At 58.8% G+C, this 16,222-nt stretch carries 15 protein-coding genes; 2 read left to right on the top strand and 13 right to left on the bottom strand.

Features of this window, described 5'->3' with window-relative positions; genetic code table 11:
• Window positions 1-115: 115 nt before the first annotated feature.
• The 8 genes from ABH909_RS05145 to ABH909_RS05110 form a co-directional block, all read right to left on the bottom strand.
• The gene (locus ABH909_RS05145) at window positions 116-1,006 is read right to left on the bottom strand and encodes an ABC transporter permease subunit (protein WP_429430989.1); all 891 of its coding nucleotides are present in this window, start codon (window positions 1,004-1,006) and stop codon (window positions 116-118) included.
• Window positions 1,003-1,884, bottom strand: a complete 882-nt coding sequence (locus ABH909_RS05140) for an ABC transporter permease subunit (RefSeq protein WP_177318856.1) — start codon at window positions 1,882-1,884, stop codon at window positions 1,003-1,005. Before ABH909_RS05140 ends, ABH909_RS05145 begins: the two co-directional genes overlap by 4 nt.
• 35 nt (window positions 1,885-1,919) lie before the next feature.
• Window positions 1,920-3,062, bottom strand: coding sequence for an ABC transporter ATP-binding protein (locus tag ABH909_RS05135; RefSeq protein WP_429430988.1), 1,143 nt, complete (start codon window positions 3,060-3,062; stop codon window positions 1,920-1,922).
• Window positions 3,063-3,123: 61 nt separating this feature from the next.
• Complete coding sequence (locus tag ABH909_RS05130; protein WP_429430987.1) at window positions 3,124-4,221, bottom strand: polyamine ABC transporter substrate-binding protein; 1,098 nt, start codon at window positions 4,219-4,221, stop codon at window positions 3,124-3,126.
• Between the two features lie 244 nt (window positions 4,222-4,465).
• A complete protein-coding gene (locus tag ABH909_RS05125; RefSeq protein WP_095633273.1) occupies window positions 4,466-5,563 on the bottom strand; it encodes a polyamine ABC transporter substrate-binding protein in 1,098 nt (365 codons plus the stop codon).
• A gap of 182 nt (window positions 5,564-5,745) precedes the next feature.
• Window positions 5,746-7,110 (bottom strand): aspartate aminotransferase family protein, encoded by a 1,365-nt coding sequence (locus tag ABH909_RS05120; RefSeq protein ID WP_429430986.1) that lies wholly within the window; start codon window positions 7,108-7,110, stop codon window positions 5,746-5,748.
• Between the two features lie 57 nt (window positions 7,111-7,167).
• Window positions 7,168-8,526: a glutamine synthetase family protein gene (locus ABH909_RS05115; protein ID WP_429430985.1), complete on the bottom strand. Its 1,359-nt coding sequence runs from the start codon at window positions 8,524-8,526 to the stop codon at window positions 7,168-7,170.
• A 37-nt stretch (window positions 8,527-8,563) separates the two neighbouring features.
• Complete coding sequence (locus ABH909_RS05110) at window positions 8,564-9,340, bottom strand: gamma-glutamyl-gamma-aminobutyrate hydrolase family protein (protein ID WP_429430983.1); 777 nt, start codon at window positions 9,338-9,340, stop codon at window positions 8,564-8,566.
• 278 nt (window positions 9,341-9,618) lie between these two features.
• On the opposite strand from ABH909_RS05110, the gene ABH909_RS05105 reads away from it, so the two are divergent.
• Both ABH909_RS05105 and ABH909_RS05100 read left to right on the top strand, forming a co-directional pair.
• On the top strand, window positions 9,619-10,995 hold the full coding sequence (locus ABH909_RS05105; RefSeq protein ID WP_095633178.1) for a glutamine synthetase family protein: 1,377 nt from the start codon (window positions 9,619-9,621) through the stop codon (window positions 10,993-10,995).
• A 263-nt stretch (window positions 10,996-11,258) separates the two neighbouring features.
• Window positions 11,259-11,897, top strand: a complete 639-nt coding sequence (locus ABH909_RS05100; protein ID WP_429430981.1) for a TetR/AcrR family transcriptional regulator — start codon at window positions 11,259-11,261, stop codon at window positions 11,895-11,897.
• 201 nt (window positions 11,898-12,098) lie between these two features.
• Here the strand turns inward: ABH909_RS05100 and ABH909_RS05095 are convergent, their stop codons facing one another.
• From ABH909_RS05095 to ABH909_RS05075, 5 genes are all read right to left on the bottom strand, one after another.
• On the bottom strand, window positions 12,099-12,314 hold the full coding sequence (locus tag ABH909_RS05095; protein ID WP_003229256.1) for a TOBE domain-containing protein: 216 nt from the start codon (window positions 12,312-12,314) through the stop codon (window positions 12,099-12,101).
• Between the two features lie 106 nt (window positions 12,315-12,420).
• Window positions 12,421-13,227 carry an aliphatic sulfonates ABC transporter ATP-binding protein gene (ssuB, locus tag ABH909_RS05090; RefSeq protein ID WP_429430979.1) on the bottom strand — a complete coding sequence of 269 codons (807 nt, stop codon included), beginning with the start codon at window positions 13,225-13,227 and terminating at the stop codon, window positions 12,421-12,423.
• Window positions 13,224-14,006 (bottom strand): aliphatic sulfonate ABC transporter permease SsuC, encoded by a 783-nt coding sequence (ssuC, locus tag ABH909_RS05085; RefSeq protein WP_429430977.1) that lies wholly within the window; start codon window positions 14,004-14,006, stop codon window positions 13,224-13,226. Before ssuC ends, ssuB begins: the two co-directional genes overlap by 4 nt.
• Before the next feature lie 9 nt (window positions 14,007-14,015).
• Window positions 14,016-15,164, bottom strand: coding sequence for an FMNH2-dependent alkanesulfonate monooxygenase (gene ssuD, locus ABH909_RS05080; RefSeq protein ID WP_429430975.1), 1,149 nt, complete (start codon window positions 15,162-15,164; stop codon window positions 14,016-14,018).
• A 25-nt stretch (window positions 15,165-15,189) separates the two neighbouring features.
• Window positions 15,190-16,170, bottom strand: a complete 981-nt coding sequence (locus tag ABH909_RS05075) for a sulfonate ABC transporter substrate-binding protein (RefSeq protein ID WP_429430973.1) — start codon at window positions 16,168-16,170, stop codon at window positions 15,190-15,192.
• Between the last annotated feature and the right edge of the window lie 52 nt (window positions 16,171-16,222).

Here is a 16,222-nt window from a genome sequence, read left to right as displayed (position 1 = left end):
GAAAGCGGTGGGTCAGTCAACATGGATGTTGAATGTCAGTCCGTCTTCGCGAGCAAGCCCGCTCCCACAGTGGATTTGGGTTGACCACACATGTGTGGTCAACCCGGCATCAAGCTCAAGCCGCTTCCGGCGCCTGCGCCCGGCGCACGTCCGGTTGTTTCCAGGAGTCAGCGGCGCTTTCTTCGATGGCTTGCTGAATCGCACGCTTGCGAATCTCTTCGGCACGACGGCTGAAGTACCAGACCAGGAACGTGACGAACGACACCGCCAACAGAATCAGGCTGGCCACGGCATTGATCTCGGGCTTCACGCCCAGGCGCACCGCCGAGAACACTTCCATCGGCAGGGTCGTGGAACCCGGACCGGACACGAAGCTCGCCAGCACCAGGTCATCCAGCGACAAGGCGAACGACATCATCCCGCCCGCCGCCAGCGACGGCGCGATCATCGGGATGGTGATCAGGAAGAACACCTTCCATGGCCGTGCGCCCAGGTCCATGGCCGCCTCTTCGATGGACAGGTCCAGCTCACGCAAGCGCGCCGACACCACCACCGCCACATACGCCGCACAGAACGTGGTGTGAGCGATCCAGATGGTGACGATACCGCGCTCCTGCGGCCAGCCGATCATCTGCGCCATGGCCACGAACAGCAGCAACAGCGACAGACCGGTGATCACTTCCGGCATCACCAGCGGCGCGGTGACCAGACCACCGAACAGCGTGCGGCCCTTAAAGTGGGTGATTCGCGTCAGCACGAACGCCGCCAGCGTCCCCAATGCTACCGCTGCAATCGCGGTGTAGCAGGCGATTTCCAGCGAGCGCACCACCGAGCCCATCAGTTGGGTGTTGTCCATCAATCCCACGTACCACTTGATCGACCAGCCGCCCCACACCGTCACCAGTTTGGAGGCGTTGAACGAGTAGATCACCAGGATCAGCATCGGCGCGTAGATGAACAGCAAACCCGCTACCAGCATGAAACTCGAGAAACGGAAGCGCTTCATTCCTTGCCCTCCATTTCTTTGGCCTGACTACGGTTGAACAGAATGATCGGCACAATCAAGATCGCCAGCATCACCACCGCCAGCGCTGATGCCACCGGCCAGTCACGGTTGTTGAAGAACTCTTGCCAGAGCACTTTACCGATCATCAGGGTTTCCGGACCGCCGAGCAGTTCCGGGATCACGAATTCGCCCACCACCGGGATGAACACCAGCATGCAACCGGCGATGATGCCGTTCTTGGACAGCGGCACGGTGATCTTCCAGAAACTGTTGAAGGTGCTCGAACCGAGATCCGACGCGGCTTCCAGCAGACTGGTGTCGTGTTTGACCAGGTTGGCGTAGAGCGGCAGGATCATGAACGGCAGATAGGAGTAAACGACCCCGATGTAAACCGCGAGGTTGGTGTTGAGGATCTGCAGCGGTTCGTCGATCCAGCCCATGCTCATCAAAAAGCCGTTGAGCAGACCGTTGTTGCTGAGGATGCCCATCCACGCATACACGCGGATCAGGATCGCGGTCCAGGTCGGCATCATGATCAGCAGCACCAGCACCGTCTGCAGCTCTTTGCGGGCACTGGCAATGGCGTAGGCCATCGGGTAGCCGATCAACAGGCAGAGGACGGTGCTGATCAGCGCCATCTTCAATGAACCGAGGTAAGCGGCGATGTACAACTCGTCATCGCCGAGCATCGCATAGTTGCTCAGGTTAAGCAGCACTTGGAGCTTCTGGTCGATGAAGCTGTAGATCTCGGTGTACGGCGGAATGGCCACGTCGGCTTCGGCGAAGCTGATCTTCAAGACGATGAAGAACGGCAGCATGAAGAACAGGAACAGCCAGATGAACGGAACCCCGATGACCAGCTGACGGCCACCGGGAATTATTCGGTTGAGCCGGCGTTTGAATTTGCGCAGGTTCATGAGCGAAGCACCACGCCGCTGTCGTCTTCCCAATACACGTAAACCTGATCACCCCAGGTCGGGCGCGCGCCACGGCGTTCGGCGTTGGCGACGAACGACTGGACGATCTTGCCGCTCGGCAACTCGACGTAGAACACCGAGTGGCCACCGAGGTAGGCAATGTCATGCACTTTGCCACTGGACCAGTTGTACTCGCAGGTCGGCATGGTCGGCGTCACCAGCAGTTTTTCTGGACGGATCGCGTAGGTCACGGACTTGTCCTGCACCGAAGTGCTGATGCCGTGGCCCACATAAATCTGCCGGTCCAGGTCCTTGCAGGTGATGATCGCGTGGCCTTCGGCGTCGTCGATCACTTCACCGTCAAAGATGTTGACGTTGCCGATGAACTCGCAGACCAGGCGGCTGGTCGGGGTTTCGTAGATGTCGATCGGGCTGCCGATCTGGGCGATCCAGCCCAGGTGCATGATCGCGATGCGCTCGGCCATGGTCATGGCTTCTTCCTGGTCGTGGGTGACCATCACGCAGGTCACGCCGACCCGCTCGATGATTTCCACCAGCTCCAGTTGCATTTGCGAACGCAGCTTTTTATCCAGCGCGCCCATCGGTTCGTCGAGCAGCAACAGCTTCGGTCGCTTGGCCAAAGATCGCGCCAGCGCCACACGCTGACGCTGGCCACCGGACAACTGATGCGGCTTGCGCTTGGCGTACTGGCTCATCTGCACCAGCTTGAGCATATCGGCCACGCGTGCATCGACTTCAGCGGCGGGAAGCTTGTCCTGCTTGAGGCCGAAGGCGATGTTCTGCGCCACGGTCATGTGCGGGAACAAGGCGTAGGACTGGAACATCATGTTGATCGGCCGCTCGTACGGCGGCATGTCCGTGATGTCTACGCCATCGAGGTAAATGCGCCCCTCCGTGGGCCGTTCGAAACCTGCCAGCATCCGCAGCAAGGTGGATTTGCCCGAACCCGAGCCGCCGAGCAGGGCGAAGATTTCGCCTTTCTTGATTTCCAGGGACACGTCGTCCACGGCAATCGTCTCGTCGAACTTTTTGGTGACCCGGTCGATTTTGACCAGCACCTGTTTAGGTGTCTGGTCGCCCTCGAGGGCTTTCTTATAGGCGCCGGAGGCAACTGCCATTTACGAAACTCCCAACAGAATTTGCAGTTCGCTCAACGTGGCGAACCTGGATAGTTTGAAGCTATTTGCCCGACTTGACCTTGGTCCAGCTGCGCGTCATCAAGCGTTGAATGTTTGGTGGCAACTCGGTGGAGACGTATGTCTTGTCGAGGACCGCTTGCGGTGGATAGACCGATGCGTCGGTGCGTATGGACTGTTCCATCAGTTTGTCCGACCCGGGGTTCGGGTTGGCGTAGCCTACGGAATTGCTGACCTGGGCAATTACTTCGGGTTTGAGCAAGTAATCGATGAAGGCATGGGCTTCCTTGACGTTGGCGGCATCCTTGGGGATCGCCAGCATGTCGAACCAGAGCGCGCCGCCCTCTTTCGGAATCGAGTAGGCGATGTTCATGCCTTTGCCAGCTTCAGCGGCGCGGGCCTTGGCCTGGAACATATCGCCGGAGAAACCGATTGCCACGCAGATATCACCGTTGGCCAGGTCTGCGATGTATTTGGAGGAGTGGAAATACGTCACGTAAGGCCGCACTGCCAGCAACTTGGCTTCGGCCTTTTTGTAGTCTTCAGGGTTGGTACTGTTGGCGTCCAGGCCCATGTAATTGAGGACCGTGGGCATCATTTCATCGGCGGAGTCGAGGAACGCCACCCCGCAGCTCTGCAGCTTCTTGATGTTCTGCGGCTCGAATACCACATCCCACGAATCGATCTTGTCGAGGCCCAGCACGGCCTTGACCTTGTCGACGTTGTAACCGATGCCGTTAGTGCCCCACAGATACGGCACGGCGTACTGATTGCCCGGATCGTTCTGCTCCAGACGCTTGAGCAGCACCGGGTCGAGGTTGGAATAGTTAGTCAGCTTCGATTTGTCGAGTTTCTGAAAAGCCCCGGCCTTGATCTGTTTGCCCAGAAAGTGGTTGGACGGCACGACCACGTCATATCCGGTACGCCCGGCCAGCAACTTGCCTTCCAGGGTTTCGTTGGAATCGAATACGTCATACACCGGCTTGATACCGGTTTCTTTCTGGAAGTCGGCCAAGGTGGTTTCACCGATGTAATCCGACCAATTATAAATATGCACTGTGCCAGCGGCCTGAACACTGACCGCCAGTGTCAGCCCGGCGCCGACCAACAGGGCATTGCGCAACAAAGAAAAAATAGGCAAGTGGAGGTCCTCTAAAATTAGTTGGGCCCAAGTTGCCCCGCGTTACATGACAGCCATGGCTGCCTGGCAACAAAACCGGCGCGCAACTTACCCTCGAAAAACCGTTCCAGCAAAACTTTTATGCTGATCCCTGTAGCAGCTGCCGAAGGCTGCGTTAAGGCCCGAAGGACCTTCCCGCGTTCTTGAGAGCGCAACCGCTGCGCGGTTGGACGCAGCCTTCGGCAGCTGCTACAGGGTTTATTACTTATTTACCGGATTTGATCTTGGTCCAGCTGCGAGTCAGGATCCGCTGGGTGGCGGCCGGCAAATCGGCAATCGCGTACAGCTTGGCCAACACTTCCGCTGGCGGGTAGATGCCTGGATCGCTGGTGATTTCTTTATCGACCAGTGCGGTAGACGCCGCATTACCGTTCGGGAAACGCACGGCGTTGGTGATCTCGGCCATGATTTCCGGCTTCTGCAGGAAGGTCATGAACTTGTAGGCGCCTTCGACGTTTTCGGCATCTTTAGGGATGGCGACCATGTCGTAGAAGCTGCCGGCACCTTCTTTTGGAATGTTGTAGCTGACTTTCACCTTGTCACCGGCTTCAGCGGCGCGAGCCTTGGCCTGGTAGATGTCACCCGAGTAACCCACGGCGACGCAGATGTTGCCGTTGGCCAGGTCGGAGATGTATTTGGACGAGTGGAAGTAGCCCACCGAAGGACGGATTTTCAGGAACAGCGCTTCGGCTTCAGCCAGTTGTTTCTTGTCCTGGGTGTCGGTTGGATAGCCCAGGTAATGCAACGCCACCGGAATCATCTCGGTTGGCGAATCGAGGAAACTGATACCGCATGACTTCAACTTGGCAGCGTTTTCAGGTTTGAACAGCAAGTCCCACGAGTTGGTCGGCGCGTCGGCACCCAGTGCAGCCTTGACCTTGTCTGGGTTGAAACCGATACCGATCGAACCCCACATGTAAGGAAATGCGTGTTCGTTACCCGGGTCGCTTACCGATACGGCTTTAAGCAGGTCCGGGTTCAGGTTTTTCCAGTTGGGCAGTTTGGACTTGTCCAGCTTCTGGTAAACGCCGGCCTTGATCTGCTTGGCCAGGAAGTTGTTCGACGGCACGACGATGTCATAGCCGGACTTGCCTGCCAGCAGCTTGGCTTCCAGGGTTTCGTTACTGTCGAACACGTCGTAGACGACTTTGATACCCGACTCGGCTTCAAACTTCTTGACGGTATCCGGTGCGATGTAATCGGACCAGTTGTACACGCGCAGCACTTTGTCGTCCGCCTGAACGGCGCCCGCCATCATGCCCATCAGGGACATGGCGAGGAGGGTCTTGCCAGCTATCTTCATACCTAATGCCTTCATGGGTAATGCTCCAGTTTTTCTTTTTAACCACGTGCTCAGCGGCCGGTTACCGGGCATCCGAACAACCGTTAGTCTGGCAAGTTCCAAGGCAGGCTTTCAAGGAAAGACCCATCCTTTGTTTGCACTGAACGAAGTGCAAACTTCGCACCTCGTTCAGAGCCTAGCACTTAGCCCTGCAACGCACTCAGGGTCAGGTCCAGGCACTTGCGCGCCTTGGTTACCAACTCGTCGATTTCAGCCGGTGTAATCACCAGTGGCGGAGCAATGATCATGGTGTCGCCGACGGCGCGCATGATCAGGCCGTTTTCGAAGCAGAACGTGCGGCAGATCATGCCAACGCCCTTGCCTTCGTAACGTTTGCGGGTGGCTTTGTCCTGAACCAGTTCAATGGCCCCCAGCAGACCGACCCCCCGCACTTCCCCCACCAACGGGTGATCGCTCAGTTCCCGTAGACGCTTTTGCAAATAAGGTGCCGTTTCTGTACGCACGCGCTCGACAATTTTCTCATCGCGCAGGATGCGAATGTTTTCCAGCGCTACCGCAGCAGCCACCGGGTGCCCGGAATAGGTGAAACCGTGGTTGAAATCGCCACCTTCGTTGAGCACTTCGACCACGTCGTCGCGCACGATCAGGCCGCCCATCGGGATATAGCCGGAGGTCAGGCCCTTGGCGATGGTCATCATGTGGGGTTTTAGGTCGTAGAAATCGCTGCCGAACCACTCGCCGGTACGGCCGAAACCGCAGATCACTTCGTCGGCGACGAACAGAATGTCGTACTTGGCGAGGATTTCCTTGATGCGTGGCCAGTAGCTGTCTGGCGGGATGATCACGCCGCCGGCGCCCTGGATCGGCTCGGCAATAAAGGCCCCGACGTTGCCGACGCCGACTTCCAGAATCTTCTCTTCCAGCTGATTGGCTGCCCAGATACCGAACTCGTCCGGGGTCATGTCACCGCCTTCGCCGAACCAGTACGGCTGGGCAATGTGGACGATACCCGGGATCGGCAAATCGCCCTGTTCGTGCATGTACGTCATGCCACCCAGGCTCGCGCCGGCCACGGTGGAACCGTGATAGCCGTTCTTGCGACTGATGATGACTTTCTTCTTCGGCTGGCCCTTGATCGTCCAATAGTGGCGAACCATCCGCAGCATGGTGTCGTTGCCTTCGGAACCGGAACCGGTGAAGAACACGTGATTCATGCCTTCAGGCGCAACGTCGGCGATGACCTTGGCCAATTCCAGCACCGGCGGGTGAGCGGTCTGGAAGAACAGGTTGTAATAAGGCAGTTCGCGCATCTGTTTGCTGGCGGCATCGGCCAGCTCATCGCGACCGTAGCCGACGGCGACACACCACAGGCCGGCCATGCCGTCGAGGATCTTGTTGCCTTCGCTGTCCCAGAGGTAAACGCCCTTGGCATGGGTGATGATCCGCGGGCCTTTCTCTTTCAGCTGCTTGAAATCGCTGAACGGGGCCAGGTGGTGATCGCTGCTCAGGGCTTGCCATTCACGGGTTTGCGGGTTGTTGCTGGTCATGGGAATTCTCCTTGGATTCCAGTGAAGGCGCGGCGATTTACAGCCGCGCCCGGCGCATCAGACGGCAAAGAGCAGGAACTCCCGCTCCCACGAACTGATCACGCGTTTGAAGTTTTCATGCTCGGCCCGCTTGACCGCGACGTAGCCCGTGATGAATTTCTTGCCTAGGTACTTTTCGATGGTCTTGCTGTTTTCCATCCGGTCCAGGGCATCTTCAATGGTCAGGGGCAGGCGCAGGTTGCGCCGCTCGTAACCGCGACCCACGACCGGCGCACTCGGGTTATGCCCTTCGACCATGCCGATAAAGCCGCACAACAGGCTGGCGGCGATGGCCAGGTAAGGGTTGGCATCGGCACCCGGCAGACGGTTTTCCACCCGACGGTTCTGCGGCCCGGCATCTGGAACCCGCAAGCCTACGGTGCGGTTCTCTTCGCCCCACTCCACGTTCACCGGTGCCGAGGTATCCGGCAGGAAGCGGCGGAACGAATTGACGTTGGGTGCGAATAACGGCAGCAGCTCAGGAATGAATTTCTGCAGGCCGCCAATGTGGTTGAGGAACAGCTGGCTCATGGTCCCGTCTTCATTGGAGAAAACGTTTTTGCCGGTCTCAAGGCTAATGATGCTCTGGTGCAAGTGCATGGCGCTGCCCGGCTCGCCGGTCATGGGCTTGGCCATGAAGGTCGCCGCCACGTTGTGCTTGAGCGCGGCCTCACGCATGGTGCGCTTGAACACCAGAATCTGGTCGGCCAGGGACAGGGCATCGCCATGACGGAAGTTGATTTCCATCTGCGCCGTGCCGTCTTCGTGGATCAGCGTGTCGAGGTCCAGCTCTTGCAGTTCGCACCAGTCGTAGACGTCTTCGAACAACGGGTCGAATTCGTTCGCCGCTTCGATCGAGAACGACTGGCGACCGGTTTCCGGACGACCGGAGCGACCAATCGGCGGTTGCAGCGGGTAGTCCGGGTCATCACTGCGCTTGGTGAGGTAAAACTCCATTTCCGGCGCCACGATCGGCTGCCAGCCGTGGTCGGCGTAGAGCTTCAACACCTTCTTGAGCACGTTGCGCGGCGACAGCTCGATCGGGTTGCCTTGCTTGTCGTAAGTGTCGTGAATCACGATGGCGGTGGGCTCGATGGCCCATGGCACCAGAAACACCGCGTTATGGTCGGGGCGGCAGATCATGTCGATGTCGGCCGGGTCGAGCAATTCGTAATAGATGTCGTCTTCGACGTAGTCGCCGGTGACAGTCTGCAACAGAACGCTTTCGGGCAGGCGCATGCCTTTTTCAGCAATGAACTTGTTGGTCGGCGAGATCTTGCCCCGGGTAATGCCCGTCAGGTCGCCAATCATGCATTCGACTTCTGTGATCTTGTGGTCTTTCAACCAATCGGTGAGCTGGTCGAGGTTGTTACTCATAAATGCCTCTTAGGCTGAGTTTCCTGACTCTTATAAGTCAGGCGTTGTTTGACGCATCGGCGTCGCGTTGTAGAGCGTGCTTGCGACAGGCATCGCCAAATGCCTGGAAAATCGCAAGGTAGTCAGGATTCAAGCTTACCTGCCATTCGGGATGCCATTGCACCCCTAAAGCAAAAGCCTTGCCTTCGATGACAGAGACGGCTTCGATCAATCCGTCGGGTGCCACCGCTTCCACACGAAGGCCAGGCGCCAGACGCTCGATGCCCTGACCATGAATCGAATTGACTTGAATCTCGCTCTTCAGGCCCAGCCTGGCAAGTACACCGTCCGGCTGAACGTGCACCGGGTGACTTGGCGCGTACTGTCCTTCCAGCGGCAGGCTGTCGTCTTCACGGTGATCCATGAACGGACCGGCCTCGTGAACCTTCTGATGCAGACTGCCGCCGAATGCCACATTCATTTCCTGGAAGCCACGGCAAATGCCGAGCACGGGAACACCGGCCTCGACAGCGGCGCGGATCAGCGGGAGAGTGGTGGCATCGCGTGCAGAATCATGAGCAGTACCTGGCGCACTGACCGGGCCGTTATAGTGAAACGGTTCTATATTGGAAGGAGAGCCTGTAAAGAGAATGCCGTCCAGAGCGTCCAGAATATCGGACGATGTCAGTAGATCCGCCAGGGATGGAAGAATCAACGGCAGGCCCTTGGCAGCTGAAGCCACGGCGCGTACGTATTTGTCGCCACTGATGTGATAAGCATGCAGACCGATCTGCTTTGAGCAGGCGGTGACGCCGATTAACGGCAGGCGAGACATGAAGCACCCCGGTATTATTGCTGTTATGGGTTTAAATCGAGCTTAGCCTTGTTCATTTTTTTACACAACACCCCCGTAAAAAATACAACACGGCCCGCTCAAGCTCGCGGGCGCCAAGAAGGATGAAGGCAAAAAAACGCCCCAAAGTGCCTCAAAAAAGCCCCATGAGTGCTTTTTTAGGGCAAAAAAGGCCTCGCTTGACTTCGGCATGCCGTTCGGGTTGACTGGAATCCGAAGAGATCAATGATTGATATTTTTAACAACAAAGGTGTTGCATCATGTCGGTACCCCCGCGTGCCGTTCAGCTTAACGAAGCGAACGCGTTCCTTAAGGAACATCCTGAGGTTCTGTACGTTGACCTTCTGATTGCGGATATGAATGGTGTGGTGCGCGGCAAGCGCATTGAACGCACCAGCCTCCACAAGGTTTACGAGAAAGGCATCAACCTGCCGGCCTCTCTATTTGCTCTGGATATCAATGGCTCGACGGTGGAAAGCACCGGCCTGGGCCTGGACATCGGCGATGCTGACCGAATCTGCTATCCAATCCCCGACACCCTGTGCAATGAGCCCTGGCAGAAACGCCCGACCGCGCAACTGTTAATGACCATGCACGAACTCGAAGGTGATCCTTTCTTCGCCGACCCGCGCGAAGTCCTGCGACAAGTCGTAGCCAAGTTCGACGAGATGGGCCTGACCATCTGCGCCGCGTTCGAACTGGAGTTCTACCTGATCGACCAGGAAAACGTGAACGGTCGCCCACAACCGCCGCGCTCGCCGATCTCCGGCAAACGCCCGCATTCGACCCAGGTCTACCTGATCGACGACCTCGACGAATATGTCGACTGCCTCCAGGACATTCTGGAAGGTGCGAAAGAGCAAGGCATCCCTGCCGACGCGATCGTCAAGGAAAGTGCCCCGGCACAGTTCGAAGTGAACCTGCACCACGTGGCCGACCCGATCAAGGCCTGCGACTATGCGGTCCTGCTCAAGCGTCTGATCAAAAACATCGCCTACGACCATGAGATGGACACCACCTTCATGGCCAAGCCTTACCCAGGCCAGGCGGGTAACGGTCTGCACGTCCACATCTCGATTCTAGATAAAGAGGGCAAAAACATTTTTGCCAGCGAGGATCCCGAGCAGAACGCCGCACTGCGTCACGCGATCGGCGGTGTGCTCGAGACCCTGCCGGCGCAGATGGCTTTCCTCTGCCCGAACGTCAACTCCTACCGTCGTTTCGGCGCACAGTTCTATGTGCCGAATTCGCCGTGCTGGGGCCTGGACAACCGCACCGTGGCCATCCGCGTACCGACCGGTTCCTCCGATGCCGTGCGCATCGAGCATCGTGTGGCCGGCGCCGACGCCAACCCGTATCTGTTGATGGCTTCTGTTTTGGCTGGCGTGCACCACGGTCTGACCAACAAAATCGAGCCGGGCGCGCCCGTGGAAGGCAACTCCTACGAGCAGAACGAGCAAAGCCTGCCAAACAACTTGCGTGATGCACTGCGCGAGCTGGACGACAGCGAAGTCATGGCCAAGTACATCGATCCGAAATACATCGACATTTTTGTCGCCTGTAAAGAGAGCGAGTTGGAGGAGTTCGAACACTCCATCTCCGACCTCGAATACAACTGGTACCTGCATACCGTTTAAGCGATTGCAGTAAAAACAACGCCGCCAGCTTCACAGCTTGCGGCGTTTTTTTATGGCCGACATCAAGAACCCTGTGGCGAGGGAGCTTGCTCCCGCTGGAGGCCGAAGGACTCCCTGTTCCAGCGATACGGTTTTGTCAGGCACACCGCATTGACTGGTTTTGGGGCCGCTTCGCGACCCAACGGGAGCAAGCTCCCTCGCCACAGGGTATGGATCATCCCCGCGCTCTGCGTACAATGCCCGCTGCCCCGCAGGAGACTTCAATGACGCGCACCGCCACCATTCGCAAACCCCGCGCCCGCAGTCAGGCCCGGATCGATTCGATACTCGATGCCGCCCGCACGCTGCTGGCCGCCGAGGGCGTGGCCAGCCTGTCGATCTACAGCGTCGCCGAACGCGCGGAGATCCCGCCCTCCTCCGTCTACCATTTTTTCGCCAGCGTCCCGGCCCTGCTTGAAGCCCTGACCGCCGATGTCCACGCCGCATTCCGCGCCTGCCTGCAAGCGCCCATCGATCACCATGCCCTCAACGGCTGGCGCGATCTGTCGCGATTGGTGGAACAACGCATGCTCGCCATCTACGACGAAGACGCCGCCGCCCGCCAACTGATCCTCGCCCAGCACGGCCTGACCGAAGTCACCCAGGCCGACCGCCAGCACGACATCGAACTCGGCGACCTGATGCACAAGCTGTTCGACCACCACTTCGAATTGCCAACCTTGCCCAGTGATGTCGATGTGTTTGCGCTGGCCATGGAGCTGGGGGACCGAGTGTATGCACGCTCGGTGCAACAGCATGGGCAGATCACGCCGCGCATGGCTGAAGAAGGGATGCGGGTGTTTGATGCTTATCTTGGGTTGTATTTGCCACCCTATCTGCCCAAGCGCGCTATGACAGCCTGATCCTCGCGGGCTTCACTGGCCCCTTCGCGAGCAAGCCCGCTCCCACAGTGGATTTCTGTCGTACAGAGAATCCGTGTCCACTGAAGATCAAATGTGGGAGCGGGCTTGCTCGCGAAGGCCGCACCGCCGAACTCACTGAATCACGCGCATAAAAAACCCCGAAGGGCTAATACCCTCCAGGGTTATTGTTTACGCACGCACTTACAACTTGGCGATCGACACCTCGGTGGATTTCACAAACGCGATCACTTCACTGCCGACCACCAGTTCCAGCTCTTTCACCGAACGGGTGGTAATCACCGAAGTGACGATGCCGGAGGCCGTCTGCACGTCGATTTCCGACAGCACGTCACCCAGCACGATTTCCTTGATCGAGCCTTTGAACTGGTTACGAACGTTGATGGCTTTGATAGTCATAAGATTTCTCCTGAGGTCGAAATGAGCTGCAAGTTGCAAGCTACAAGCTGCAAGCTGCAAGTAGAAGCAGAGCGCTTTTACTTGCAGCTTGAAGCTTGCGCTGCTCTTATTGCGCCCAACGCAATTGCGCAGGCAGTGGTGAAACAGGTTCCGGTTCCGGCGGTTGGCCAGGCAGGGACAGGACGCGGTTGAGCACTTCGGTTTCCAGCGTCGCCAGCCGATGGGAGCCACGGACCCGAGGGCGCGGCAGTTCCACAGGCAGGTCGAGGCCGACTTCACCCTCTTCAATCAGAATCACCCGATCGGCAATCGCCACCGCTTCGCTGACGTCGTGGGTCACCAGCAACACGGTGAAGCCATGCTGTTGCCAGAGCCGTTCGATCAATTGCTGCATTTCGATTCGGGTCAGGGCATCCAGTGCGCCCAGCGGTTCGTCGAGCAACAGCAAGCGTGGTTGATGGATCAACGCGCGAGCCAGGGCCACACGCTGCTTCTGCCCGCCGGACAACGCTGCCGGCCATTCGTTGGCGCGATCCGCCAGGCCGACGGCTTCCAGCGCTTCCAGTGCTTGCGGCCGCCAGTTGCCCTTGAGCCCGAGACCGACGTTGTCGATGACCTTTTTCCACGGCAGCAGACGTGCTTCCTGGAACATCAGTCGGGTGTCTTCCCGCGCATCACTCAGTGGTGCGGAACCGGCGAGCGACTCGCCAGCCGTGGGCTTGTCGAGACCGGCGAGCAAGCGCAGCAAGGTACTTTTGCCGCAGCCGCTACGCCCGACCACCGCCACAAACTGCCCGGCCGGAATGTGCAGGTCGATTTCACGCAGCACTTGCCGTGAACCGAAGGTTTTTTGCAGCTTGCGCACCACTAGCGGAATACCGCGCAGCAGGCGTGGAGGTTGTTGAGCCTTCATGCAGCACCTCCCTTGGCAACCTGATAAGCCGGATGCCAGCGCAGCCACACGCGTTCAAGCCCACGCGCCGCAAGGTCGGCCAGCTTGCCGAGCACCGCGTACAAAAGAATTGCCAGCACCACCACGTCGGTCTGCAAAAACTCCCGTGCATTCATCGCCAGATAGCCGATGCCCGAGCTCGCGGAAATGGTTTCCGCCACGATCAAGGTCAGCCACATGAAGCCCAGCGCGAAACGCACGCCGACCAGAATCGATGGCAGCGCACCCGGCAAAATCACTTGGCGAAACAGGCTGAAACCGGACAGGCCATAACTGCGGGCCATCTCCACCAACGCCGGATCGACGTTGCGAATGCCGTGATACGTGTTGAGGTAAATCGGGAACAACGTGCCCAACGCCACCAGAAAAATCTTCGCCGACTCGTCGATGCCGAACCACAGGATCACCAGTGGAATCAGTGCCAGATGCGGCACGTTGCGGATCATCTGCACCGAACTGTCGAGCAGGCGTTCGCCCCACGTCGACAGGCCAGTGATGAAGCCCAACGCAAGACCGATGCCGCCGCCGATGACGAAACCGAGCGCCGCGCGCCAGCCGCTGATGGCCAGATGAATCCAGATTTCACCGCTGCTGACCAGGCTCACACCGGCTTCGATCACCGCGATCGGCGCCGGCAGAATCCGCGTCGACAACCAGCCCGCCGACACCGACAACTGCCACACCGCCAGCAACAAGACCGGCAGCGCCCAGGGCGCGAGGTTGTGGATGATTTTCTTCATGGCGGCGCCTCAGCTCTGGGACGCGGCTTTGGGAAGAATGTCGTTGGCGACCATCTCGCCAAACGGGCTGACGTAACCGGCGCTTTTCGGTAGTTCCGGACGCTCGATATCGAGGTGCGGGAACAGCAATTCAGAGACACGGTACGACTCTTCCAGATGTGGATAACCGGAGAAGATGAACGTATCGATGCCCAGGTCCGCGTATTCCTTCACCCGAGCGGCCACGGTCGGGCCATCGCCGACCAGCGCCGTACCGGCCCCGCCGCGCACCAGACCAACACCGGCCCAAAGGTTGGGGCTGACTTCCAGATGGTCGCGACTGCCACCATGCAAGGCGGCCATCCGTTGCTGGCCGACCGAATCGAAACGCGCCAGAGACGCCTGGGCACGGGCGATGGTGTCATCGTCCAGATGCGAGATCAGTCGCTCCGCCGCTTGCCATGCCTCGGCATTGGTTTCTCGAACGATCACATGCAGGCGAATACCGAAGCGCACGGTGCGGCCGAGCTTCGCCGCTTTGGCACGAACCTGTTCAATTTTTTCCGCCACGGCGGCCGGCGGCTCGCCCCAGGTCAGGACCATTTCGACCTGCTCTGCCGCTAGGTCTTGCGCGGCTTCCGACGAGCCACCGAAATACAGCGGCGGGCGCGGTTGCTGGATCGGCGGATAGAGCAACTTCGCGCCCTTCACGCTGATGTGCTGACCGTCGTAATCGACGGTTTCCCCTTCTAGTACCCGGCGCCAGATACGGGTGAATTCCACTGAGGCCTGATAGCGTTCCTCGTGACTGAGGAACAAACCGTCGCCGGCCAGTTCTTCCGGATCGCCTCCGGTGACCAGGTTGAACAGCGCCCGACCGCCAGACAAGCGATCCAGTGTCGCGGCCTGACGCGCCGCCACCGTCGGGGAAATGATCCCGGGGCGCAGGGCAACCAGAAACTTCAAACGCTGGGTCACCGGGATCAACGACGCGGCCACCAGCCACGAGTCTTCGCAGGAGCGACCGGTGGGAATCAGCACCCCGCCAAAGCCCAGACGATCCGCTGCTTGCGCGACCTGTTGCAGGTAACCGTGGTCGACTGCGCGAGCGCCTTCAGCGGTGCCAAGGTAATGGCCATCGCCATGGGTAGGCAGGAACCAGAAGATATTAAGGCTCATGGAGTGGTCTCCTCAGGAAATCGAATTACGGCGCTTTGGCCACGGTGGCAGGTGGTGTCCAGATCACGTCTTTGATGCTCAAGGGTTTGGGAATCAGCTTGAGCTGGTAGAAGCTGTCGGCGATTTTCTGTTGGGCCGCGACGACATCAGGGGTCAGGAACAGCGCGCCGTAGCCCTGGCGTTTCATCGAGGTCAGGGTGATGTCCGCTGGCAGGCCAAGCAGTGGCGAAACTTGCCTGGTCACATCCTCGGGGTTGGCCTTGGACCATTCGCCAACCGCACGCACTTCTTCCACCAGCGCCTTGATCACTTGAGGATTTTTCTGCGCGTAAGGTTTGGTCGCCAGGTAGAACTGATGGTTGTCGACGAGTCCTTTGCCGTCGCGCAGCGTGCGTGCTTGCAGTTGCTGTTCGGCGGCGGCCTGGTACGGGTCCCAGATCACCCAGGCATCGACACTGCCACGCTCGAATGCGGCACGGGCATCGGCTGGAGGCAGGAACACGGTCTGGATGTCAGTGTATTGGAGGCCGGCGTCTTCAAGCGCACGCACCAGCAGGTAGTGCACGTTGGAGCCCTTATTGAGCACGACTTTCTTGCCCTTGAGGTCCTGCACCGATTTGATCGGCGAGTCCTTCGGCACCAGGATCGCTTCGCTGTGGGGCGCTGGCGGTTCATAGGCAACATAGAGCAGATCGGCGCCGGCCGCCTGAGCGAACACGGGCGGCGTTTCACCGGTGACGCCAAAATCGATGGAGCCGACGTTCAGGCCTTCGAGCAGTTGCGGACCACCGGGGAACTCAGTCCATTGCACATCCACGCCTTGGGCGGCGAGGCGTTTTTCGAGTGTGCCTTTGGCTTTGAGCAGCACCAGCGTGCCGTACTTTTGATAACCGATCCGCAGGACGCCTTCATGGGTAGAAAGTGCCTGAGCTTGAGTAATGGCGCCGAAGGTGACAGCCGCAGCAAACAGAGCGACCAGACCACGACGCAAAATGACAGTGCGCATAGCGCTCTCCTTTTTGCAGTTGGGTTTTGGCTGCACCTGCTTGCCCGTTAGC

Origin of the sequence: Pseudomonas sp. BS3782 TE3695, from assembly GCF_050435305.1 — a bacterium.
Taxonomy (GTDB): domain Bacteria; phylum Pseudomonadota; class Gammaproteobacteria; order Pseudomonadales; family Pseudomonadaceae; genus Aquipseudomonas.
The sequence above is the reverse complement of the archived record's forward strand: the minus strand, read 5'-3'. Positions and strand labels throughout refer to the sequence as shown.

Coding starts and splice junctions, on each gene's coding strand:
- ssuB (WP_429430979.1), bottom strand. CDS start 13,227: ATGAAGGCTCAACAACCTCCACGCCTGCTGCGCGGTATTCCGCTAGTG.
- ABH909_RS05120 (WP_429430986.1), bottom strand. CDS start 7,110: ATGACCAGCAACAACCCGCAAACCCGTGAATGGCAAGCCCTGAGCAGC.
- ABH909_RS05110 (WP_429430983.1), bottom strand. CDS start 9,340: ATGTCTCGCCTGCCGTTAATCGGCGTCACCGCCTGCTCAAAGCAGATC.
- ABH909_RS05145 (WP_429430989.1), bottom strand. CDS start 1,006: ATGAAGCGCTTCCGTTTCTCGAGTTTCATGCTGGTAGCGGGTTTGCTG.
- ssuC (WP_429430977.1), bottom strand. CDS start 14,006: ATGAAGAAAATCATCCACAACCTCGCGCCCTGGGCGCTGCCGGTCTTG.
- ABH909_RS05125 (WP_095633273.1), bottom strand. CDS start 5,563: ATGAAGATAGCTGGCAAGACCCTCCTCGCCATGTCCCTGATGGGCATG.
- ssuD (WP_429430975.1), bottom strand. CDS start 15,164: ATGAGCCTTAATATCTTCTGGTTCCTGCCTACCCATGGCGATGGCCAT.
- ABH909_RS05115 (WP_429430985.1), bottom strand. CDS start 8,526: ATGAGTAACAACCTCGACCAGCTCACCGATTGGTTGAAAGACCACAAG.
- ABH909_RS05105 (WP_095633178.1), top strand. CDS start 9,619: ATGTCGGTACCCCCGCGTGCCGTTCAGCTTAACGAAGCGAACGCGTTC.
- ABH909_RS05075 (WP_429430973.1), bottom strand. CDS start 16,170: ATGCGCACTGTCATTTTGCGTCGTGGTCTGGTCGCTCTGTTTGCTGCG.
- ABH909_RS05095 (WP_003229256.1), bottom strand. CDS start 12,314: ATGACTATCAAAGCCATCAACGTTCGTAACCAGTTCAAAGGCTCGATC.
- ABH909_RS05135 (WP_429430988.1), bottom strand. CDS start 3,062: ATGGCAGTTGCCTCCGGCGCCTATAAGAAAGCCCTCGAGGGCGACCAG.
- ABH909_RS05100 (WP_429430981.1), top strand. CDS start 11,259: ATGACGCGCACCGCCACCATTCGCAAACCCCGCGCCCGCAGTCAGGCC.